Genomic DNA, 21,285 nt, shown 5'->3' with positions numbered 1-21,285 from the left:
AACATGGCGGCGATCATTTCGAGCCACAAAAGCACCACAGAAAGCAGAACTCACATGGACCTCGGTGTGCGCTGGAAACTTCACGGCGACGGGCGCACCCCGGCTCCGGGCGCCGTCGTGCGCCCGGACGAGCGCCTCTCCTGGCCGCGCACGCTCGGGCTCGGCGCCCAGCACGTCGTCGCGATGTTCGGCGCGTCCTTCGTGGCGCCCGTCCTGATGGGTCTCGACCCGAACCTCGCGATCATGATGTCCGGCGTCTCGACCGTGATCTTCCTGCTCGCCACCCGTGGCCGTGTGCCCAGCTATCTCGGCTGCTCGCTCTCCTTCGTCGGCGTCGCCGCCGTGATCCGGGCGCAGGGCGGGTCCAGCGCCACGGTGACCGGAGCGGTGTTCGTGGTCGGCGCCGCTCTGTTCCTGGTGGGGCTCGCCGTGCAGAAGTTCGGCGCGCGGATCATCCACGCCGCGATGCCGCCGATCGTCACCGGCGCCGTCGTCATGCTGATCGGCTTCAACCTCGCGCCGGTGACGGCGTCTACGTACTGGCCGCAGGACCAGTGGACCGCACTCCTCGTGATGCTGTTCACCGGTTTGGCCGTGGTGTGCCTGCGCGGTTTCTGGTCCCGCATCGCGATCTTCCTCGGGCTGCTCTTCGGCTACGGCATCTCCTGGGTGTTCGACCGGATCTTCGGCCGGATCCACTCGGTCTCCGGCGGCGCCGAGGCCGTCGACCACTGGCGCCTGGACCTGTCCGCCGTCGGCAAGGCCGACTGGATCGGCCTGCCCTCCTTCCACGCCCCCTCGTTCCAGTGGTCGGCGATCCTCGTCGCGCTGCCCGTCGTGATCGCGCTGATCGCCGAGAACGCCGGACACGTCAAGGCCGTCGGCGAGATGACCGGCGACAACCTCGACGACAAGCTCGGCACCGCGATCTCCGCCGACGGCGTCGGCTCCATGCTCTCCACCGCGGTCGGCGGCCCGCCCAACACGACGTACTCCGAGAACATCGGCGTGATGGCGGCGACCCGCGTCTACTCGACCGCCGCGTACTGGGCGGCCGCCGGCTTCGCCCTGCTCTTCGGCGTGTGCCCGAAGTTCGGCGCGATCGTGGCCGCCATTCCGGGCGGCGTGCTCGGCGGCATCACCGTCATCCTCTACGGCATGATCGGCCTGCTCGGCGCCCAGATCTGGATCAACGCCAAGGTCGACCTGCGCAATCCGCTGAACCTCGTCCCGGCCGCCGCGGGCATCATCATCGGCATCGGCAACGTGTCCCTGAAGTTCACCGACAACTTCTCGCTGAGCGGCATCGCCCTCGGCACGATCGTCGTCATCACCGGCTACCACGCATTGCGGGCCATGGCCCCCGCGCACCTCAAGACGCAGGAGCCGCTGCTCGACGAGGGGACCTCGACGTACGACGAGCCGTCCTCGGACGACGGCGGTCAGTCCGCCAAGTCGTAGGCGTAGTCGGGGGCGAACGACCCCGGCTCGCCCTTGCAGCCGTCCGACTCCCCCGGCAGCTTCACCCACAAGTAGGCGTCGATCCCGCGCTCCCCGGTGCGCAGGGTCGGCGCCTGCCCCAGTTTGCGGCCCGAGGGGTCACACCACGCGCCGTTCGCCGGGGCGCCGTTGCCGTTGCGGCTGGTGTCGATCACGGCGCCCAGGGACGGCGGGCCGCCCATCGCCGCCAGGACCCGGCGGGCGTAGGCCACTTCGGCGGGGGTGCGGTTGAAGTTGGAGACGTTCGTGAAAATGCCGTCCGACGAGTCGGGCGACGCGGCGCCCGCCGCACGCAGCCGGGCCGCCTGAGTACCGGCGGGATTCCAGTCGGAGTGCCCGGCGTCGTAGTACACCCGGGCCCTGGGGTTCGCGGACTTGAAGGCGCGGCCCGCGCGGGCCAGCGCCGCGTAACGGTCGGCGAGCTGCCCGCCGGAGAGGCACTCGGTCTGGGAGAGCGCGTCGGGTTCGAGGATCAGGACGACCTCGCCGGAGCCGAGGCCCGCCGCGAACTTCCGGGTCCAGCTGTCGTACGCGGCGATGTCCGGCGCCCCGCCCTCCGACGCGCCTCCGCAGTCGCGCTCGGGTATCGCGTACGGCACGAGCACCGGGACCCGGCCCTCGCGCGCCGCCGTGGACGTCACCGCGCGCACCCGGGACGTGATGGTGCCGGGCGTGAAGCCGGCGAACCAGACCGCGGCGGGCCGGTCGGCGATCCGGGACTCGATGAGGGCGCGCCGCGGGTCCGAGCGATTGGTCCTCACCCAGTCGAGCACTTGGGAGTCGGTGTGCCGGTACAAGCGAGTGGAAGCGGGCGCCGCGGACCGGCCGTCGGACGCCTTGGGAGTGGGCTTCGGCCTCTTCCTCGCGGTCCGCGAAGGGCCGGCCGACGGGCTGGGCGAGGCCGAGGCAGACGTCGCGCTCGGCACGGCCGGCAGCGGCAGTAGGTCGGGCGACCGCGTCGCGCGGGGCCGGGCCACGTCGCCGCCCTCGGACCCGTCGAGCGCCGACACCATCCCGGTGACCACCCCGACCGCGGCGACCACCGACGCGGCCGCCGCCATGGCGCCCCTGCGGGCGGCGCCCCTGCGCTCGGCGCGACGCTCGGCCAGTCGCTGCGCACGTAAGCCTGACACGCTGTTCTCCCCTTCCCCCACGCACAGACCCCGGCCCGTTCCCTCGTTCTGGGGAAGCCCCCGGCCAGGCTGCGCGCGCGCCAGCCTAGGCTTGAGAACCTGCCCCCATGGCGCAGTTGGAACGGTTCGCGAAGTGCACGCCCGCCGCGCGCGGGGTCGACTCCGTGGTGGCCCGGATGCGTGAGCTTGCCGCGTCCTGGCCCGCCTGCGACGGTGTGGCCGTCTTCAACCGGGTCTATCTGTCCGTCACGGAAGAGGTCGACCGGCACATCGACGGCGGCCGGTTCGCCGACACCGAAGCCGCGGCCACGCTGGACGTTCGCTTCGCCGGGCGCTATCTGGCGGCCGTCGAAACCCGCTCCCCGGACCACCGTCCGCCCGCCTGCTGGCGTCCGCTGCTCCAGTACCGGCGCCATCCCGGGGTACGCCCCCTGCAGTTCGCGCTCGCGGGCATCAATGCGCACATCGGCCACGATCTTGCGCTCGCCGTCGTGGACACCTGCCGTACGCTCGGCTGCGAACCGGCCGACGTGGAGAATGAGTTCGACCGCGTGGGCGATCTCCTCGTCTCGCTGGAGGAGCGCATCCGCGAAGATCTGATGCCGGGCCCCGATCTGCTCCAGATCGCCGATCCCCTCACCCATCTGCTCGGCTCCTGGACCCTGGAGCGCGCCAGGGACGGCGCCTGGGCCGCGGCCCGCGCCCTGTGGGTGCTGCGTGAATTCCCGGACGTCACCGAGGAGTTCGTCCGGCGCCTCGACACCTCGGTGGGCCTGGTGGGCCGCATGATGCTCACCCCCCTGCCGGACTGATTCGGCCACGCGTCCGCCTTCGCCACGGAACTCCCACGTGATCGCTGTACGTTGACGAGGAGTTACGCAAGCGATCCCTGATGCGAACGCGAAGGAGCACCGGCATGGCGACCCGACTCGGCCTCAGCCTCCCCCAGATGAAGCAGTACGACATCGGGCGCGACATCCCGGCGGTGGCACGCGCCGCCGAGGAGATCGGCTACGAGAGCCTGTGGGTCTTCGAGCGGATCCTCTTCCCCGAGCCCGCCCGCCAGGGCCTGTACGGGGTTCCGGGCCTCCCCTGGCCGGACCAGTACCGCTCGGTCGCCGACCCGCTGGTCTCGCTCACCCTGGCCGCCGCCGTCACCGAGCGGGCCAGGCTCGGCACGAGCGTGCTTGTCGGCCCACTGCACGTGCCGTTCCAACTGGCGCGCGCCCTGGCCTCGTTGGACGCGGCGAGCGGTGGCCGCGTCGTCGCGGGCATCGGCACGGGGTGGTCCCACGACGAGTACGCGGCCGCTTCCGTGGCCCCGTTCGAGAAGCGAGGCCAGGTCCTGGACGAGCTGCTCGACGTGTTCGAGGCCGTGTGGGGCCCCGACCCGGTGAGTTACGAGGGTGAGTTCACGACGATCGCGCCGTCCGTGGTGGGGCCGAAGCCCGCCGGGCCGATCCCGGTGCTCCTGCCGGCGAACAGCCCGAAGGCCGCGCGCCGGCTCGTGGACCGCGCGGACGGCTGGATGCCGGGGGCCGCGGGCGCCGAGCAGCTCGCCGAGCAGTGGCGGAACCTGCAGGAACTGGCCGAGGAGCGCGGCCGCAAGGAGCCCATCCAGAGCGTGCTGCGGGTGAACACGGTCTACACGCGGGACGAGTACAAGGGCGACGACCGCCGCCCGTTCCAGGGCAGCGTCGCGCAGATCGTCGAGGACCTGGCCGCGCACAACGCGGTGGGCCTCGAGGAGATCCTGATCGACCTCCAGGGCCTCGTCCGCGACGCCGACGAGCTGACGGATGTCGCGGCCGAGGTGTTCACGGCGGCACGCGCGGCCGGGGTCTGAGCGGTGCGGGCCCCGGCTCCTGCCGGGGCCCGCACGCCCGTCAGTCCTCGGGCAGCTCGACCGGAGCGATCTCGTCGTACACGTCGCCGGGGCCGGGGTTCGTGCCGTCCGTCGCGCCGCCGAGCTGGTGCATCACGCCCCAGACGGCGTTGAGCGCGGTCTGCACGGCTCCCTCGGCCCAGCCCGCCGTCCAGGAGATGTCGTCGCCCGCGAGGAAGATGCCCCGCTTGTCCCCGGGGAGGCGGTCCTGCATGAAGTGCGTGAACAGGCGCCGCTGGTAGCGGTAGTGACCCGGCAGGTTCGCCTTGAACGCGCCCATGAAGTAGGGCTCGTTCTCCCAGGACACGGTCACCGGGTTGCCGATGATGTGCTTCCTGATGTCGACCTTCGGATAGATCTCGCCGAGCGACTTGAGCATGACCTCCATGCGCTCGTTCGCCGACAGAGGCAGCCACTTCAGGCTGTCGTCGCACCACGTGTACGACAGGCAGATGGTGGCCGGTTTGTCCGGGCCGTCGTCGAGCAGGTAGGTGCCGCGTGTCATGCGGTCGGTGAGGGTCATGGACATCGTGTCCCGCCCGGTCTCCTCGTCCTTGTCCAGCCAGAACGGCCGGTCGACCGGGACGAAGAGCTTCGAGCTCTCCATGTAGTGGGTGCGCTCGATCGCCGTCCAGTGGTCGATCGGGAAGAGCGAGTCGTCGCACGCGACCTTGGACAGCAGCATCCAGGACTGGGCGGTGAAGATCGCCGCCTGGTAGGTGCGGATGTCACCCGACGCGTCGGTGACCGTGATGTGGTTGCCCGCGGTGCGGTGCAGGCGGGTCACGGCCGGGCGCGGCTTCCGGCTGTCGTGCAGCTCGGCGAGCGAGGTGCCGTACGCCCAGTGGACGATCTTCTCCGGCTCGCGCTCCCACAGGCGCAGCGGGAGCTGCTGGGAACCGCCGACGATGCCGCGGTGGTGGTCGTCGGCCTCGGTGTAGACGACGCGCAGGATCTCCAGGATGGAGTTCGGGAAGTCGGTGTCCCAACCACCGGTGCCGAAGCCGACCTGCCCGAAGATCTCCCGGTGCCGGAAGGACTTGAAGGACTCGGAGTCGCAGAGGAACCCGTAGAACGTCTGGTTGTCGAGCTTGTCGACGAGCTTCGACCAGATCTCGCGGATGCGCGGCACGTCGCGCTCCCGCATGGCCTGGTTCATGTCGGAGAAGTCGGCGCCCTCTTCGAGGCAGGCGTTCCACGCGTTCATGACGTCGCGGTAGACCTGCGGCAGATCGTCGACGGTGTTCGCGTAGTGGGACTCGCCCTTGAGGTCGACGACGGTCGACGGGGTCTCGGGGGCGAGAGGGTTGGGGAAGGGCCGCGTCTCGAGGCCCACCAGGTCGATGTAGTGCTGGAGCGCGGTCGACGACGGCGGGAAGCGCATCGCGCCCATCTCCGCGGTCAGCCCGGCGGCCTCGGAGGGGGTGCCCTCGAAGCCGACGGTGCGCAGCCGGCCGCCGATCTCGTCCGCCTCGTACACGACGGGCTTGAGGCCCATCTTCATCAGCTCGTACGCGGCGACGATGCCGGAGAGGCCGCCGCCGATGACCGCTACCTCGGTGCCGTGCTCGGTCGCCGGTATCTGGCCGAGGCCCGCGGGGTGCGCGAGGAAGTCGTCGTACGCGTACGGGAAGTCCGGCCCGAACATCGTGATGGGGGGCTGCGCGTCGGTGTGCTGGACGGCGTTGGGCACCGTGGACGTCATGGGGTACGGACTCCTTGCGGGAACTGAGGTACTGAAGGTTCGGGGCGGCGGCTCGGGGCTCAGATCAGCGGCGTGTACAGGCCCGGGCGGCGGTCGCTGAGGTACGGGTTGGCGTCGCGGGACGCGGCCAGGAAGGCGGGGTCCACGTCGGCACAGATCAGCTCGTCGCCGCGGCCGGCGCGCGCCCTGGCGACACCGTCGGGGCCGGCGAGCGTGGAGAGCCCGACGAACTCGAACTCCCCTTCCTGGCCGACCCGGTTGACGTACGCGACGTACATCTGGTTCTCGAAGGCCCGCACGGGGACGACGGACTCGGCGACGAACTGGTACGGGTGCATCTGGGCCGTCGGTACGAGGAGCAGGTCGGTGCCGGCGAGGGCGTGGGCACGCACGTTCTCCGGGAACTCGACGTCGTAACAGATCATGAGGCCGATGCGGACACCGTCGAGGTCGGCCTGGACGACGGCCTGGTCGCCGGGCGTGAACGAGTCGCGCTCGAAGCAGCCGAAGAGGTGGGTCTTGCGGTAGTTCGCGAGGCGGGTGCCGTCGGGGGCGATCAGCTGGGCCGAGTTGAACACCAGCTCCCCGTCACGCTCCGGGTAGCCGTAGGCCACGGCGACGCCGTGCCGAGCCGCGATCCCGGCGATGGCCTGCGCGGAGGGCCCGTCGGCGGGCTCGGCGAGGCGGGCCACGTCGTCGCCGATCGCGTACCCGGTCAGGAACATCTCGGGGGCCGCCAGGAGCCGGGCTCCGGTCGCGGCGGCGCGGCCGGCGGCGTCATCGAGCACCTTGAGGTTCTCGTCGACGGACCCGGGGCGGCCGGAGCTCTGGAGCAGGGCGGTGCGCAGCGGCGGCATGGGCGTCCTAGGGAGCGTGCGAAGAAAGGGGGAGGGGGATCGGATAAGACGGTACGTTTCCCCGGACCGGCGGGACAAGACGGGACTGTTGCGTCTTCTCGTACGATCCGTTGCGCCTGATGGGCAGACGGCGGCGATTCGTTGCGCGTTCAGGTGAGCCGTCGGTCGCGGTCCGTAGGGGGCGGCCTCCACCGCACGGCGGGGTGGGAAGCCGACCGTGGCGCGACGTGCCGGGTGGGGATCCTGGGCCGCGCCTGACTCAGCCCCGACACGGAAAAGGCGAAGGTGCCGCGGAGCCTCAGCTCGGCGGCACCTTCGAGACGGTCAGGCAGGGCACCGGCGCTTCACGCTGCTGCCGTGGCGCCCGGTGCATCCCCACGAAGTGAGGTGTTACGCGGGCGAGCCCGACGTGTAGCGCCGCATCAGCGGCGACAGGACGAGCACCGACTTGGTCCGTTCCACGAACGGCTCCCCCGCGATGCGTTCCAGTACCCGCTCGAAGTGCCGCATGTCCGAGGCGAAGACCTGGACGATGGCGTCCGCGTCACCGGTGACGGTGGACGCGGACGCGACCTCGGGGTACCGCTCGAGGCCGCGCTTGATGGCCTCGGGCGAGGTGTTGCGGCGGCAGTACATCTCGATGAACCCCTCGGTCTCCCAGCCGAGCGCGGCCGGGTCGACCCTCACCGTGAAACCCGTGATGGCTCCGGTGGCCCGCAGCCGGTCCACGCGCCGCTTGACCGCGGGCGCGGACAGGCCGACGAGCTGGCCGATGTCGGCGTAGGAGCGGCGGGCGTCCTCGGCGAGGGCGTGCACGATGCGTTCGTCGAGATCGTTCAGCAAGGCAGGTGGTTCACTTCTCTTGGGCAGGCGCGGAGGCGAGTCGGGAGCGACGGGCCCCGTAAAGGAAGTAGAACACGAGGCCGACGGCCATCCACACGCCGAAGACCACCCAGGTGACGGTGGACAGGCTGCCCATCATCCAGACGCAGAACCCGAAGCCGAGCGCCGGCAGGATCGGCGAGAGCGGCACGCGGAAGGTGCGCTTCATTTCGGGCCGTGTGCGGCGCAGGACCACGACCGCGATGTTGACCAGGGCGAACGCGAAGAGCGTGCCGATGCTGGTCGCGTCGGCGAGCTGGCCGAGCGGGATCGCGGCGGCGAGGACACCGCAGAACAGCGAGACGATCACCGTGTTGGCGCGCGGTGCCCCGGTCTTCGGGTGGACCTTCGAGAACACCTTGGGCACGAGGCCGTCGCGGGACATCGCGAACAGGATGCGGGTCTGGCCGTAGAGCACGGTCAGTACGACGGACGCGATGGCGATGACGGCACCGGCGGCGAGCAGCGTCGCCCAGAACGACTGCCCGGTGACGTCCTTCATGATCCCGGCCAGGGCGGCCTCGGAGTCGTTGAACTGCTTCCAGGGGCGCGCGCCGACGGCGACGGCGGCCACGAGGACGTACAGCGCGGTGACGATCACGAGGGAGAGCATGATGGCGCGCGGCAGATCGCGCTGCGGGTTCTTGGCCTCCTCGCCGGCCGTGGAGGCGGCGTCGAAGCCGATGTACGAGAAGAAGAGCGTCGCACCGGCCGCGCTCACTCCGGCCATGCCGAGCGGCATGAAGTGCTCGTAGTTGCCGGACTGGAAGCCCTTGATGCCGATGGCGCAGAACAGCAGCAGCGCCACGATCTTGACGGCGACCATGATCGTGTTGGCGCGGGCGGACTCACGGGCGCCGCCGAGCAGGAACGCCATCGCGAGGAGTACGACGATCAGCGCCGGCAGGTTGAAGATGCCGCCGTCGCCAGGGGGCGCGGACAGGGCGTCGGGGATCGTGACGCCGATCGTGCCGTCCAGGAGCTCGTTCAGGTACTCGCCCCAGCCGACGGCGACGGCCGCGACCGACACGCCGTACTCGAGGACCAGACACCAGCCGCAGATCCAGGCGATCAGCTCACCCATCGTTGCGTACGCATACGAGTAGGAGGAGCCCGCGACCGGTATGGTCCCAGCCAGTTCGGCGTACGAGAGCGCCGAGAAGAGGGCCGTGAGACCGGCGATCACGAACGACAGGGTGACCGCGGGGCCCGCCTTCGGGACGGCCTCGCCGAGCACCACGAAGATGCCGGTGCCGAGCGTGGCGCCGATGCTGATCATGGTCAGCTGCCACATGCCGAGCGAGCGGCGCAGACTGCCGCCTTCGCCCTGGCCACCCTCCGCGACCAGGGCTTCCACCGGCTTGCGCCGCATCAGCCTGGCGCCGAGGCCCGGGGTGGGGGTCTCGGTTGTTCGGGTGCGCGGTGGTGCGCCGTGGTCGAGCACGGGCTGGCTCCTTCATCGCTGCCGGTCAGGTGGGCGCGCACCGGGAACAACAAGCAACGGCAGCCCACACAGACCGGGGAACCGCCGAGCAGGCCGTCCCCGCCACGCCACGTACAGCGCTTGACTCTAAAGGGTTTCTCTTCCCAGCTGTAATGCAGCAACCTTGCGTATGCGCGCATGAACGTTGCGTGGTGCGCGCGGGTGTGGACGAACGTTGCGCAGTCCGTTTCGTCCGTTGCGTTCTTCTCCGGAAAAAGCGAAACCCCGCGCCCTCGAAAACGGGGGCGCGGGGCCGGGTCCTGCAGTGGAGCGACTAGCTCCAGCTGGCGTGCAGCGGCTTGCCCTCCGCGTAACCGGCGGCGGACTGGATGCCGACGACGGCCTTCTCCTCGAACTCCGCGAGGGAGTTGGCACCCGCGTAGGTGCAGGAGGAGCGGACGCCCGCGATGACCGAGTCGATCAGGTCCTCGACGCCCGGACGCTGCGGGTCGAGGAACATGCGCGAGGTGGAGATGCCCTCCTCGAACAGCGCCTTGCGGGCACGGTCGTACGCGGACTCGTCGGAGGTCCGGTTCCTGACGGCGCGAGCCGAGGCCATGCCGAAGGACTCCTTGTACGCGCGCCCCTGGGCGTCGTGCTGGAGGTCGCCCGGGGACTCGTACGTGCTCGCGAACCAGGAGCCGATCATGACGTTCGAGGCGCCGGCGGCGAGCGCCATGGCGACGTCGCGCGGGTGACGGACGCCGCCGTCGGCCCACACGTGCTTGCCGTACTTCTTCGCCTCGGCGGCGCACTCCAGGACGGCGGAGAACTGCGGCCGGCCGACGCCGGTCATCATGCGCGTGGTGCACATGGCGCCGGGGCCCACGCCGACCTTGATGATGTCGGCGCCGGCCTCGATGAGGTCCTTGACGCCCTCGGCGGCGACGATGTTGCCCGCGACGATGGGCACCTGCGGGTCGAGGCCGCGGACGGCCTTGATCGCGGAGATCATCGACTCCTGGTGGCCGTGCGCGGTGTCGACCACGATGGTGTCCGCGCCGGCGTCGAGGAGCAGCTTGGCCTTGCCCGCGACATCGCCGTTGATGCCGACGGCGGCGGCGATGCGGAGCTTGCCGTTCGCGTCGGTGGCCGGGGTGTAGAGCGTCGCGCGCAGGGCCCCCGTGCGGGTCAGGATGCCCGCGAGGCGGCCGTCGGCGCCCACGGCGGGGGCGTAGCGGCGGTTGGCGTGGTCCAGCTTGTTGAAGGCGTCGCGCGGGTCGATGTCCGCGTCGAGCAGGAGCAGGTCCTCCTTGGACATGACCTCGGACAGCTGCGTGAACCGGTCGACGCCGGTCAGGTCGGCGTCCGTGACGACGCCGACGGGCCGCTGGTCCTCGTCCACGACGACACCGGCGTTGTGCGCGCGCTTGGGCAGCAGCGCGAGCGCGTCGGCGACGGTCTGGTGCGGGGCGAGGACGATGGGGGTGTCGAGGACCAGGTGGCGGGTCTTCACCCAGGAGATGACCTCGGTGACTACCTCGATCGGAATGTCCTGCGGGATGACGACGAGGCCCCCGCGGCGGGCGACGGTCTCGGCCATGCGGCGCCCGGCGATCGCGGTCATGTTGGCGACGACCAGCGGAATCGTGGTGCCGGTGCCGTCGGGGGACGCGAGGTCGACCGCCTGACGGGAGCCCACGGCGCTGCGGCTCGGCACCATGAAGACGTCGTCGTAGGTCAGGTCGTACGCAGGCTGGATGTCGTTGAGGAAACGCACGTGCTGCTCATCCCAGTCGATCAGAGGTGGCCCCCGGGCAGGTCAGCCCGTGGGGGAAAAGCACGTACTTCAGTGTCCCATGCCGCCGCTACCACATGCCCACGGACGATTACACAGGCGGTCGGGAGGGGGCGTGGTCGGATCCTCCAAGGGTCAGGGCGATCACGAGCCTCGGATTCCGGCCACGCCTGCGGTCGACCGCGTCCGTGAACACATCGAGCGCGGTCTCCCAGTCCTCGGGCCTGGCACTGGCGTAGGCCCGCCAGCCCACGACGGACAGGAGCAGCGCCTGGTCGCTGCCGTCGGGCCAGAAGGAGACATCGGTCAGGACGTCGAACAGAGCGTCCCAGTTGCGGCCGAACCAGTCCGGCAGCTCCAGGTCGCGCACGCACCTGTCCATGAACCCGGCCTTGTCCTTGACGCCTTCGAGGTCGAGGACACGGATCCTGTCGGGAGGACCTCCGGTCATCTCAGCACCGCCTTGAACGACTCGTAGTGGTCATCGGTGTAGTACGTCTCGTGGCTCTGCCCCGTGACGATGCGCCGGGCGCCGCGGTCCCGCTCGCCAGGGGTGGGAACGGTGTACTCGTGGTAATAGCCGCGGCTCTGCCGGGGCAGCTCCCGCTCGAAGTTCCCGAAGACGGCACCGTCCTTGGCGTACGGGAACGGCCCGCCCTTGTCGATGAGGCCGAGGGTCGTACGGGCCTCTGCGGGGAGCCGGGATTCGGGGACCGTGGCCATGCCCTGCGCCCAGGCGGGTGTGGAGCGGTCCGGGACGGCCCGGGTGTCCTGTGCGGAGCACCCGGTGGCCAGCAGGGCGAGGGCGGCGAGCAGCGCCCCCAGGAGGAGAGCGGGGATGCGGTCAGGGAGGCGGGTGAGAAGCCGCGGCAGCATGCCGCCGATGCTGCCACAGCCGCCTCCGGTGAGCGCGGTACACGACGTGAGCAGCGCGCGACGGGACTGGGACCCTGCGGTCTTTCAATTGGATCAGGCTGGATCAGGGAGCGGGGTCATGGGGTCCCCCTTGCTCGAGCGAAGCCGAGAGCTTGGGGCGTGCGTGCCAGACCCCGCGAGCCCAGCATCATCCGAACGAGAGGCCCTAGACGCCGTCCGGGTCGGCCCGGTTCAGCGCCGGCTTGGGCGTGGGACCCGCTGTGAGGAGGAAGTCCGCGGCGGCCGTGTCCGTGACCAGGCTGGTGACGAGCCCCGACCTCAGCACCGCGTCGATCGCGGCAGCCTTGCGCTGGCCGCCCGCGATGGCGACGACCTCCGGTATGCGCCGCAGGCGGTCCGCCTCGACCGTGATGCACCGCTCGCCCAGGTCACGGCCGACGCGGCGGCCCTCGGCGTCGAAGAGGTGCGCGGACATCTCGGCGGCGACGCCGAGCGAGGCGTAGTGCGCCCGCTCCTCGTCGCTGAGCATGTCGTGGACGGTGGAGATGCCCGGCTCCCAGGAGCCGATGGAGACGCAGGCGACCGTGACCTTGTCGAAGTACTCGAAGGCGCGGGCGATGCCCGTCTGGCCGCGCAGCGCGGCCGCGGTGGCCGGGTCGGGCAGCAGCATCGGGGCGTAGATCGGGTGGGCCTCGCCGCCGGAGACCTGGGCGGCGCGCCGCACGGCCTCGACGGAGCCACGCTCGGCGGTCCCGGCGTCGTACACGCCCGTGAGCTGCACGACCGTACAGGGCGGCAGCCGGTCGAGCGCGGCCGCCATGTGGATGGTCGACCGGCCCCACGCAAGGCCGAGCACGTCGCCCTCGGAGACCAGCTCGCCCAGGAGGTCGGCCGCGACCTCGCCGAGGTTCTCGGGGTCGGGCGACTCCTCGGCCTCGGCCGGGGACTCGACCACCACGGCGTGCCGCAGGCCGTAGCGGGCGCGCAGCGCGTCGGAGCGCTCCGCGTCGAGCTCGGCCGGTACGCGGATCTCGATGCGTACGAGATCACGTTCGAGCGCGGTCTCCAGGACCCTGGCCACCTTGAAGCGGCTCACGCCGAACTCCTCGGCGATCTGGATCTTGGATTTGCCCTCGAGATAGAAGCGGCGGGCCATGGCCGCCGCCTGCACCAGCTCCGCGGGTCCCATCCGCATCGCTGAGCGACCCGGCGACAGTGCCGACACGGCGATCTCCTCACTGCTGTTCACAACCTGGACTCGCCGTTCATCCTTGCAGATGTGGCGGGCTTGATCTGCCCTGATGGGCGGCGTTCACGTTCCTGTGGCTCAGTGGCCGCATGCCCAGGCCGCGGCGGCCGACACCGTCTCGGCCTGCGTGCGCAATGCACGTACCGCCTGGGCGGGGTCGGCGGCGCCGTAGACGGCGGAGCCGGCGACGAAGACGTCGGCGCCCGCCTCCGCACAGCGCTCGATGGTGGAGGCCGAGACGCCGCCGTCGACCTGAAGCCAGAGTTCGAGGCCGTGCTTGCTGATCAGCTCCCGGGTCCGGCGGATCTTCGGCAGCATGAGGTCCAGGAAGGCCTGCCCGCCGAAGCCCGGCTCGACGGTCATGATCAGCAGCATGTCCAGCTCGGGGAGCAGGTCCTCGTACGGCTCGATGGGGGTCGCCGGCTTGAGCGCCATGGAGGCGCGGGCGCCCTTGGCGCGGATCTCGCGGGCCAGCCGGATGGGGGCGGCCGCGGCCTCCGCGTGGAAGGTGACGGAGCCGGCGCCGGCCTCGACGTACTGCGGGGCCCAGCGGTCGGCGTCCTCGATCATCAGATGGCAGTCCAGCGGGATGTCCGTGGCCCGCGCCAGGGACTCCACGACCGGCACCCCGAGGGTCAGGTTCGGGACGAAGTGGTTGTCCATGACGTCGACATGGAGCCAGTCGGCGCCCTCGACGGCCTTTGCCTCCTCGGCGAGGCGGGCGAAGTCCGCGGACAGGATGCTGGGGTTGATCTGCACGGCCATGACCCAAGACTGCCATGCCCGGCGCCGGTTGCTCCCCCCGGTCCAGACCTGTCTCGCTTCCCGGATGCCGTGCCAGGGCCCCCGTGCCACGGTGAGCGACCCGGATCCGCGAGACCGGAAAGGCCGCCGGCCCCGGCACCTGAGGGCGCGCGGGACCGGCGGTCAGCCGTGTCCGTGTCAGGCGGCGGGGTCCGGATCAGGCGGTGCGCCGGATCAGGGCCAGATACATCGCGTCCGTGCCGTGCAGATGCGGCCAGAGCTGGATGTCGGGGCCGTCCCCGAGCGCCGGTACTCCCGGCAGCAGCGGGCGCGCGTCGATGAGTTCGGCGCCGGGGTGGTGCTTCATGACGTCGTCCACGACCGCGCGGGTCTCGGCCAGGTGCGGCGAGCAGGTCGCGTAGCCGACGACGCCGCCCACCCGTACGGAGTCGAGGGCGGTGGTCAGGAGCGAGCGCTGGAGCGGCGCGAAGCCCTCCAGGTCCTCGGGGCGCCGCCGCCAGCGCGCCTCGGGCCGGCGGCGCAGCGCGCCGAGACCCGTGCACGGCACATCCATGAGGACGCGGTCGAAGGTGCCGGGCCCCCACGGCGGACGGGTCCCGTCGGCCGCGATGACCTGGTACGGGCCGGGGTTGCCCGCGAGCGCGTTCGCCACGAGGCGGGCGCGGTGGGGCTGCTTCTCGGCGGCGAGCAGGGCGGCGCCGCGCTCGGAGGCGAGGCCGGCGAGCATGGCCGCCTTGCCGCCGGGTCCTGCGCAGCCGTCGAGCCACTTCTCGTCGCGGCCCTCCAGGGGCGCGTTCGCGAGGGCGATCGCCACGAGCTGGCTGCCCTCGTCCTGGACACCGGCCCGGCCGGTCCGCACGGGGTCGAGCGAGCCGGGCTCACCGCCTTCGGTGAGCCGCACGGCGTACGGCGACCAGCGCCCCGGCAGCGCCGAGTCCTCGCCGACCTCGTCCAGGACGACGTCCGCGGTCGTCCGGCCCGGCCGCGCCACGAGCGTGACCTCGGGCCGCTCGTTGTCGGCCTCCAGCAGGTCCTCGATGCCCGCACGGCCGCCGCCGAGCGAGTCCCACAGCGCCGACACGATCCATCGCGGATGCGAATGCACCACGGCGAGATGGTCCTCGGCGTCCTCGTCGTACGGGGGCGCGACCTTCTCCACCCAGCCGTCGAGGTCGTCCTGCGCGACCTTGCGGAGCACGGCGTTCACGAACTTGGCGCGCCCGTCACCGAGCACGACCCGCGCCAGCTCCACGGAGGCCGACACGGCGGCGTGTGTGGGGATCCGGGTGCCGAGCAGCTGGTGGACGCCCATGTTCAGCACGTCGAGAACCGGCGGGTCGACCTCCCGCAGCGGCCGGTCGATACAGGCGGCGACGATCGCGTCGTACGTGCCCTGCCGGCGCAGCGTCCCGTAGACGAGCTCCGTGGCGAGCGCGGCGTCACGGGCGTCGAACTTTTCGGGCCCCTCCTTCTCGCGGGCCTTGCGCAGCAGCGGCGGGAGCACGAGGTTCGCATACGCATCGCGCTCGTCCACGGCCCGCAGCGCCTCGAAGGCGAGGTAGCGGACCGGGTCCTTCTGAGGGCGGCGGTACGGCTTTCCCTGCTTCCCGGGGGTGCCGGGCTTACCCGACTTCTGGGGTCGCCGGCCGGGCTGGTCGTTCAAAGGTGCTCCGCTGCTGGTATCGGCTCGAACCCATTCAGCCTACGTCGGTCCCGCCCAGCCGCTCCCCCGGGGCGATCCGCACCCCGCGCGCCCAGTCGGCCGCGGCCATCGGCTTCTTGCCCTGGGCCTGCACCCACAGCAGCTCCACCGCGTAAGACCCGGTCCCGACGTACAGGTTCTTCTTGCCGACGGCGAGCTCGCCGGGCGCGAGATCGGTGCGGGCCGGGACGGGGACGGCCTGGATGAGCTTGAGGCGCTCGTCCCGGAAGACGGTCCAGGCACCGGGCGCGGGCGTGCAGCCGCGGACGACGCGGTCGACCCGCAGGGCGGGCGCCGCCCAGTCCACGTGCGCGTTCTCGACGGTGATCTTCGGGGCGACCGTGATGCCGTCGACGGGCTGCGCCACAGCCTTCAGGGAGCCGTCCTCGATGCCGTCCATGGTCGCGGAGAGCAGTCCGGCGCCGGCGAAGGCCAGCCGGGTGAGCAGATCGCCGCTCGTGTCGGTGGGCCGCACCATTTCCGTCACCGTCCCGTAGACGGGCCCGGAGTCGAGCCCCTCCTCGATCAGGAACGTGGACGCTCCGGTGATCTCGTCGCCGGCCATGATCGCGTGCTGTACGGGGGCGGCGCCGCGCCAGGCGGGCAGCAACGAGAAGTGCAGGTTGACCCAGCCGCGGGCGGGGACGTCGAGGGCGACCTTCGGCAGCAGCGCGCCGTAGGCGACGACCGGGCAGCAGTCGGGCGCGATCTCGCGCAGCCGGGCCAGGAACGCCTCGTCGCGCGGCTTCGCCGGCTTGAGGACCTCGATCCCCGCCTCCTCCGCACGCTCGGCGACCGGACTGGCGACGAGCCTGCGGCCGCGGCCCGCGGGAGCGTCCGGCCGGGTGACGACCGCGGCGACCTCGTGCCGGTCGGAGGCGATCAGGGCGTCCAGAGCGGGAACGGCGACCTCGGGGGTGCCTGCGAAGACGAGCTTCATAGGTGTCTTTCGGCCTCTCGGGGCAGGGACTTGACGGGCAGCACACCAGTCTATGGCCGTTCCACGGGCCCGTTCCTCCGGTATTCGGGGCCACCTCCCCCTGGGGGCGTACGCAGGGACGCGCGCCCTGCGCATATGCGCATACGCCCCTCCAGCGTGACCCCTCACCAACTGGCGCGTTGGTCAAGGAAGAGTTGACCAACCACGGGCCACAGATGCGGCCCCATCCGTTTCAACGCCGGTTCGAGAGGCTTGTTCATGGCCGACCACGCAACCCACGACGCCCAGGCACGGGCCAGCCTGCACCTCCTGGTACGGGACATCGAGCGGGTCCGCCGGCAGGTGGACGCACTGCGCACCCTCAGCGCCCAGCTCGGCAACGTCTACCGTCCGCGCCGCTCCGGCCCCTCCGCGGGCTTCGTCGTCTACGGGCGCGCTCCAGCCCCGACCGTCCGCCTGGCCCAGGAACTGCGCGACAGCGTCGAGACCCTGGTGACCGCCGCCGTCGACTTCGACCGCTCGCTGGGCTTCTCGTGGGACGCCGTGGGCTCCGCGCTCGGGGTGACGAAGCAGGCGGTGCACCGCCGGTACGGGGCCCGCAGGGCCGCGGCGCAGGCGGCGGCCGAGGCCGAGCGCGCCACGGAGACGGCGGGGACACGGCCCCCCGTCCCCATCGGCACGGCGACGATCCCGTCCGTACCCGCCGCCCGCTCCATGCCCACGCAGCCGACCGCGGGCAGCCCGGTGCTCCGCGAGGACCCCCGCCCAACGGCCTTCCCCGGCCCGCGTAACGGCTGACCTCACCTGCGGTCTGCCTCCCTGCACATCGTCAAGTACGGGGAGGCAGAGGTGTGGTGGGGCGTACTGCGTTGTTTCGGGGCAGCACCCGGAGAGGCCGATTGCCACCGGCGGCTCCGGGTGCGCCACCCGCGCCACGTCCACCACCTCAGCCGATGTCCGGCGGATCCACCCGCACCCGTACCGGTTCCGTGCCGCCCCTGGCCATCCGGGCCGCCTGAGCATGCTTCAGCGCCGACGCGAGTGCCGCGCCGCTGCCGGGCGGGACCCTGACCAGGACGCGCTCCCAGTGCTCCCCCGGCGGCGGCGCACCGGGACGGCGTGACGGTCCCGGCGCCGCGTCCGGCACCGGGACAGGGCCCAACACCTCGGCGTCACCCGGCAGTTCCACCGCCGCCAGGAACCCGGCGAGCGCCTCGGGCGCACCCGACACCGCCGCCATCCGCGACACCGGGGGAAAGCCGAGCTCGGCCCGCTCGGAAAGCTCCCGCACGGCGTGCCCCACCGGGTCCCACCGCACCAGCGCCTGCACGGGACGCAGCGTCGGCTCGGCCACGATCACCACCGTGCCGCCCGTCCCCTGTGGTCTGACCAGCGAGGCCGCCGCGATCCAGCGCCGCAGCGCGTCCTCCCCCGCCCGCAGGTCGGGGCGGCCCAGCATCGCCCAGCCGTCGAGCAACAGCGCGGCCGCGTACCCGCCTTCGGCCACCGGCTCCGCGCCCGGCGTACTCACCACGAGGGCCGGCGCCCCCGGCACCGTATCGAGAACCTGCTCCCGCCCGGACGTGCGCACCGGCACCGCCGGAAACGCCCGCCCCAGCTCCTCCGCCGTCCTGCGCGCCCCCACGACCTGCGCCCGCAGCCGGAACCCCCCGCACTCCTGACACTGCCAGGCGCGCTCCTCCTGCCCGCACCAGCCGCACTTGAGGGCGGCGGTCCCCTCGCTCGCTTCCAAGGGCCCGGCGCAGTGGCGGCAGCGCGCGGGCTCGCGGCACCGCTCGCACGCGAGTCGCGGCACGTATCCGCGCCGCGGCACCTGCACCAGAACCGGCCCTCTCTTCAGCCCTTCCCGCACCGCCTGCCACGCGAGCGTCGGCAGTCGCGCGGCCCGCGCCGCCTCGTCGCGCGCGAGGTCCCCGTCCCCCACGGTCCGTACGAGGGGCGCGGCGCCCCGTACTTGCTCACGACCAGCGATGAGGGGCGCGGCCCAACCGCTCTCGACGAGCTGCGCGGCCTCGACCGTGCAGCTCCAACTCCCGAGCAAGAAGGCACACTTGTCGTGCGCCGCTCGCAAGAGCAGCACATCGCGCGCGTGCGGCTGCGGAGCATGCGGCTCCGCATGGCTGGAGTCCCCGTCGTCCCAAATGACCACGAGCCCCAGGTCCCGCACAGGGGCGAACATCGCGGCCCGCGTCCCCACGACCGCCTGCACCGCCCCGCGCCGCACCCCGAGCCACTCGCGATACCGCTTCTCGGGACCCGCGTCGGCGGTCAGCACGGCATGCCGTCCCTCGCCGAGTACGGCGCTCAGCGCGGCGTCGACCCGCGCGACCGCCCGCCCGTCGGGCACCACGACCAGGGCCCCGCGCCCGGAGGAGAGGGTCGCGGCGACGGCGCGCGCCACTTCGTCGGCCCACTCGGGTCCTGGCAGCGCGTTCCACACGGCCCGGGGCGCGCCACCGGACGCGAGAGCGTCCAGGAAGCCCGGCCCGCGCTCGTACCGCCGCCAGCTCCCCGCGTCCGGCGCCGGCGGAGGCGGGAGCGGCTCGGGCGACGGCTTCTTCTCGGCGCGCGCGTTCCGTGGCGGGACGGCCAGCTGGAGCACGTCGGCGAGGCTTCCCGCGTACCGGTCGGCGACGGCGCGGGCGAGGCCGAGCAGCTCCTCCCCGAGCACGGGCTCGGGCGACACGACCTGCGCGAGGGCGGCCAGCGGCCCCTGGTACTCGGACTCGGCGACCCGCGCGACGACGAACCCGTCGATCAGCCCGCCCCCCTCGCGGCGCCCGTCCCGTACGGAATGCTTCCCGGCGCCGAACCGCACCCGCACCCGCACCCCCGGCTGCGCGTCGGCGTCGAGCTCCTCGGGCACCGCGTAGTCGAAGTACCGGTCGAGATGCAGCACGCCCTTGTCGACGAGCACCCGGGCCACGGGCAGCTCCTTGGCGAGCGCGGCCCCCCGCCACGTACGCGGCTTGGCCCGCGGCACCTTGGCCTGCCGCACGCTCTCCCGAATCAGCGCAAGCTGCTCGGGCGGCGCACCCTCACCACCGCCGTCGCCCTGCCCGTTCTCGCTGCTCACAGCCAAATTCCTACCAGACTGCACTGACAGCGGCCGCCGCGATGGTGGCGAAGACGCGCGACGGCCCCGGACCGAACCGGTCCGGGGCCGTTCACTTACAGGCGTCGTCCGCCGCGGGGTCCCGCTTAGAGGCCCGCGGCCTTACGCAGCGCGTCCACGCGGTCCGTGCGCTCCCACGTGAAGTCGGGAAGCTCGCGGCCGAAGTGGCCGTACGCGGCGGTCTGCGCGTAGATCGGGCGCAGCAGGTCGAGGTCGCGGATGATCGCGGCGGGGCGGAGGTCGAAGACCTCGGCGATCGCCTGCTCGATCCTGTCCGTGTCCACCGTCGCCGTGCCGAAGGTCTCGACGAACAGGCCGACGGGCTCGGCCTTGCCGATCGCGTACGCGACCTGGACCTCGCAGCGCGAGGCGAGTCCGGCCGCGACGACGTTCTTGGCGACCCAGCGCATCGCGTACGCGGCGGAGCGGTCGACCTTCGACGGGTCCTTGCCGGAGAAGGCGCCGCCGCCGTGGCGGGCCATTCCGCCGTACGTGTCGATGATGATCTTGCGACCGGTGAGGCCGGCGTCGCCCATCGGGCCGCCGATCTCGAAGCGGCCGGTCGGGTTCACCAGAAGGCGGTAACCCTCGGTGTCCAGCTTGATGCCGTCCTCGATGAGCTGGTTCAGGACGTGCTCCACGACGAACTCGCGGATGTCGGGGGCGAGCAGCGACTCGAGGTCGATGTCCGACGCGTGCTGGGAGGAGACCACGACCGTGTCGAGGCGGACCGCCTTGTCGCCGTCGTACTCGATGGTGACCTGGGTCTTGCCGTCGGGGCGCAGGTACGGGATCGTCCCGTTCTTGCGAACCTCGGACAGGCGCCGCGAGAGGCGGTGCGCGAGGTGGATCGGGAGCGGCATCAGCTCGGGCGTCTCGTCGCAGGCGTAGCCGAACATCAGGCCCTGGTCGCCCGCGCCCTGCTTGTCGAGCTCGTCCTCGTCACCCTCGACACGCGACTCGTACGCCGTGTCGACGCCCTGGGCGATGTCGGGGGACTGCGAGCCGATGGACACCGACACGCCGCAGGAGGCGCCGTCGAAGCCCTTCTTCGAGGAGTCGTAGCCGATCTCGAGGATCTTGTCGCGCACGAGCTGCGCGATCGGCGCGTACGCCTTGGTCGTGACCTCACCGGCGACGTGCACGAGGCCCGTGGTGATGAGCGTCTCCACGGCGACCCGGGAGGTCGGGTCCTCCCGCAGAAGCGCGTCAAGAATGGTGTCGCTGATCTGGTCAGCGATCTTGTCGGGGTGACCCTCGGTCACGGACTCCGAGGTGAACAGGCGACGGGACACAACGCTCCCTGTGGTTGCAGCGGCTGCTGGCTGATCATTTGCGGACGGCCGGGGGCTGCGCCCGGCGTCGTCCGTGACCAGTTTATCGGTCACTCTCGGCCGTCGGACCACGCGTCTCGCCACTTGGGAGCGCTGTGAC

General features: G+C 71.8%; 18 protein-coding genes. 4 read left to right on the top strand and 14 right to left on the bottom strand.

What is annotated here, in order from left to right; all coding sequences use genetic code 11:
- Nucleotides 1–54: 54 nt before the first annotated feature.
- Nucleotides 55–1,461 (top strand): uracil-xanthine permease family protein, encoded by a 1,407-nt coding sequence (locus CG723_RS34435; RefSeq protein ID WP_100597444.1) that lies wholly within the window; start codon nucleotides 55–57, stop codon nucleotides 1,459–1,461.
- On the opposite strand, the gene CG723_RS34430 is transcribed toward CG723_RS34435, so the two are convergent.
- Complete coding sequence (locus CG723_RS34430; RefSeq protein ID WP_100597443.1) at nucleotides 1,443–2,561, bottom strand: glycoside hydrolase family 6 protein; 1,119 nt, start codon at nucleotides 2,559–2,561, stop codon at nucleotides 1,443–1,445. The genes CG723_RS34435 and CG723_RS34430 overlap by 19 nt on opposite strands.
- 179 nt (nucleotides 2,562–2,740) lie before the next feature.
- On the opposite strand from CG723_RS34430, the gene CG723_RS34425 reads away from it, so the two are divergent.
- Entirely contained in the window at nucleotides 2,741–3,445 is a 705-nt protein-coding gene (locus tag CG723_RS34425; RefSeq protein WP_100597442.1) for a DUF5995 family protein, read from the top strand.
- A gap of 104 nt (nucleotides 3,446–3,549) precedes the next feature.
- On the top strand, nucleotides 3,550–4,479 hold the full coding sequence (locus CG723_RS34420) for an LLM class F420-dependent oxidoreductase (RefSeq protein ID WP_100597441.1): 930 nt from the start codon (nucleotides 3,550–3,552) through the stop codon (nucleotides 4,477–4,479).
- Between the two features lie 40 nt (nucleotides 4,480–4,519).
- Here the strand turns inward: CG723_RS34420 and CG723_RS34415 are convergent, their stop codons facing one another.
- From CG723_RS34415 to fmt, 11 genes are all read right to left on the bottom strand, one after another.
- Nucleotides 4,520–6,223, bottom strand: coding sequence for a flavin monoamine oxidase family protein (locus CG723_RS34415; RefSeq protein ID WP_100597440.1), 1,704 nt, complete (start codon nucleotides 6,221–6,223; stop codon nucleotides 4,520–4,522).
- A gap of 59 nt (nucleotides 6,224–6,282) precedes the next feature.
- Entirely contained in the window at nucleotides 6,283–7,080 is a 798-nt protein-coding gene (locus tag CG723_RS34410) for a carbon-nitrogen hydrolase family protein (protein WP_199842008.1), read from the bottom strand.
- Nucleotides 7,081–7,470: 390 nt separating this feature from the next.
- Entirely contained in the window at nucleotides 7,471–7,923 is a 453-nt protein-coding gene (locus CG723_RS34405; RefSeq protein WP_100597439.1) for an Lrp/AsnC family transcriptional regulator, read from the bottom strand.
- Between the two features lie 10 nt (nucleotides 7,924–7,933).
- The gene (locus tag CG723_RS34400; protein WP_100597438.1) at nucleotides 7,934–9,406 is read right to left on the bottom strand and encodes an amino acid permease; all 1,473 of its coding nucleotides are present in this window, start codon (nucleotides 9,404–9,406) and stop codon (nucleotides 7,934–7,936) included.
- Between the two features lie 313 nt (nucleotides 9,407–9,719).
- The gene (locus CG723_RS34395; RefSeq protein ID WP_100597437.1) at nucleotides 9,720–11,165 is read right to left on the bottom strand and encodes a GuaB1 family IMP dehydrogenase-related protein; all 1,446 of its coding nucleotides are present in this window, start codon (nucleotides 11,163–11,165) and stop codon (nucleotides 9,720–9,722) included.
- Nucleotides 11,166–11,274: 109 nt separating this feature from the next.
- Entirely contained in the window at nucleotides 11,275–11,634 is a 360-nt protein-coding gene (locus tag CG723_RS34390; protein ID WP_100597436.1) for a barstar family protein, read from the bottom strand.
- The gene (locus CG723_RS34385) at nucleotides 11,631–12,059 is read right to left on the bottom strand and encodes a ribonuclease domain-containing protein (RefSeq protein WP_100597435.1); all 429 of its coding nucleotides are present in this window, start codon (nucleotides 12,057–12,059) and stop codon (nucleotides 11,631–11,633) included. The genes CG723_RS34390 and CG723_RS34385 overlap by 4 nt, the downstream gene beginning before the upstream one ends.
- A 205-nt stretch (nucleotides 12,060–12,264) precedes the next feature.
- A complete protein-coding gene (locus CG723_RS34380) occupies nucleotides 12,265–13,308 on the bottom strand; it encodes a sugar-binding transcriptional regulator (protein WP_100597434.1) in 1,044 nt (347 codons plus the stop codon).
- A gap of 78 nt (nucleotides 13,309–13,386) precedes the next feature.
- Entirely contained in the window at nucleotides 13,387–14,073 is a 687-nt protein-coding gene (rpe, locus tag CG723_RS34375; RefSeq protein ID WP_100597433.1) for a ribulose-phosphate 3-epimerase, read from the bottom strand.
- A 196-nt stretch (nucleotides 14,074–14,269) separates the two neighbouring features.
- A complete protein-coding gene (locus CG723_RS34370) occupies nucleotides 14,270–15,736 on the bottom strand; it encodes an RsmB/NOP family class I SAM-dependent RNA methyltransferase (RefSeq protein ID WP_100597432.1) in 1,467 nt (488 codons plus the stop codon).
- A 34-nt stretch (nucleotides 15,737–15,770) separates the two neighbouring features.
- A complete protein-coding gene (gene fmt / locus CG723_RS34365; RefSeq protein ID WP_100597431.1) occupies nucleotides 15,771–16,715 on the bottom strand; it encodes a methionyl-tRNA formyltransferase in 945 nt (314 codons plus the stop codon).
- A gap of 258 nt (nucleotides 16,716–16,973) precedes the next feature.
- On the opposite strand from fmt, the gene CG723_RS34360 reads away from it, so the two are divergent.
- A complete protein-coding gene (locus CG723_RS34360) occupies nucleotides 16,974–17,513 on the top strand; it encodes a hypothetical protein (RefSeq protein ID WP_100597430.1) in 540 nt (179 codons plus the stop codon).
- 148 nt (nucleotides 17,514–17,661) lie between these two features.
- On the opposite strand, the gene CG723_RS34355 is transcribed toward CG723_RS34360, so the two are convergent.
- Both CG723_RS34355 and metK read right to left on the bottom strand, forming a co-directional pair.
- Entirely contained in the window at nucleotides 17,662–19,812 is a 2,151-nt protein-coding gene (locus CG723_RS34355) for a primosomal protein N' (RefSeq protein ID WP_100597429.1), read from the bottom strand.
- 125 nt (nucleotides 19,813–19,937) lie between these two features.
- A complete protein-coding gene (gene metK, locus CG723_RS34350) occupies nucleotides 19,938–21,146 on the bottom strand; it encodes a methionine adenosyltransferase (RefSeq protein ID WP_100597428.1) in 1,209 nt (402 codons plus the stop codon).
- Nucleotides 21,147–21,285 lie beyond the last annotated feature (139 nt).

The organism is Streptomyces sp. CB01635, from assembly GCF_002803065.1.
Classification (GTDB): domain Bacteria; phylum Actinomycetota; class Actinomycetes; order Streptomycetales; family Streptomycetaceae; genus Streptomyces.
Note: the sequence above shows the minus strand (reverse complement) of the source record. Positions and strands in the feature narration are given on the sequence as shown.

Excerpts from the sequence above, each read along its gene's own strand:
- CG723_RS34435 (WP_100597444.1), top strand. The coding sequence starts at position 55 with ATGGACCTCGGTGTGCGCTGGAAACTTCACGGCGACGGGCGCACCCCG.
- CG723_RS34430 (WP_100597443.1), bottom strand. The coding sequence starts at position 2,561 with ATGGCGGCGGCCGCGTCGGTGGTCGCCGCGGTCGGGGTGGTCACCGGG.
- CG723_RS34425 (WP_100597442.1), top strand. The coding sequence starts at position 2,741 with ATGGCGCAGTTGGAACGGTTCGCGAAGTGCACGCCCGCCGCGCGCGGG.
- CG723_RS34420 (WP_100597441.1), top strand. The coding sequence starts at position 3,550 with ATGGCGACCCGACTCGGCCTCAGCCTCCCCCAGATGAAGCAGTACGAC.
- CG723_RS34415 (WP_100597440.1), bottom strand. The coding sequence starts at position 6,223 with ATGACGTCCACGGTGCCCAACGCCGTCCAGCACACCGACGCGCAGCCC.
- CG723_RS34410 (WP_199842008.1), bottom strand. The coding sequence starts at position 7,080 with ATGCCGCCGCTGCGCACCGCCCTGCTCCAGAGCTCCGGCCGCCCCGGG.
- CG723_RS34390 (WP_100597436.1), bottom strand. The coding sequence starts at position 11,634 with ATGACCGGAGGTCCTCCCGACAGGATCCGTGTCCTCGACCTCGAAGGC.
- CG723_RS34385 (WP_100597435.1), bottom strand. The coding sequence starts at position 12,059 with ATGCTGCCGCGGCTTCTCACCCGCCTCCCTGACCGCATCCCCGCTCTC.
- rpe (WP_100597433.1), bottom strand. The coding sequence starts at position 14,073 with ATGGCCGTGCAGATCAACCCCAGCATCCTGTCCGCGGACTTCGCCCGC.
- fmt (WP_100597431.1), bottom strand. The coding sequence starts at position 16,715 with ATGAAGCTCGTCTTCGCAGGCACCCCCGAGGTCGCCGTTCCCGCTCTG.
- CG723_RS34360 (WP_100597430.1), top strand. The coding sequence starts at position 16,974 with ATGGCCGACCACGCAACCCACGACGCCCAGGCACGGGCCAGCCTGCAC.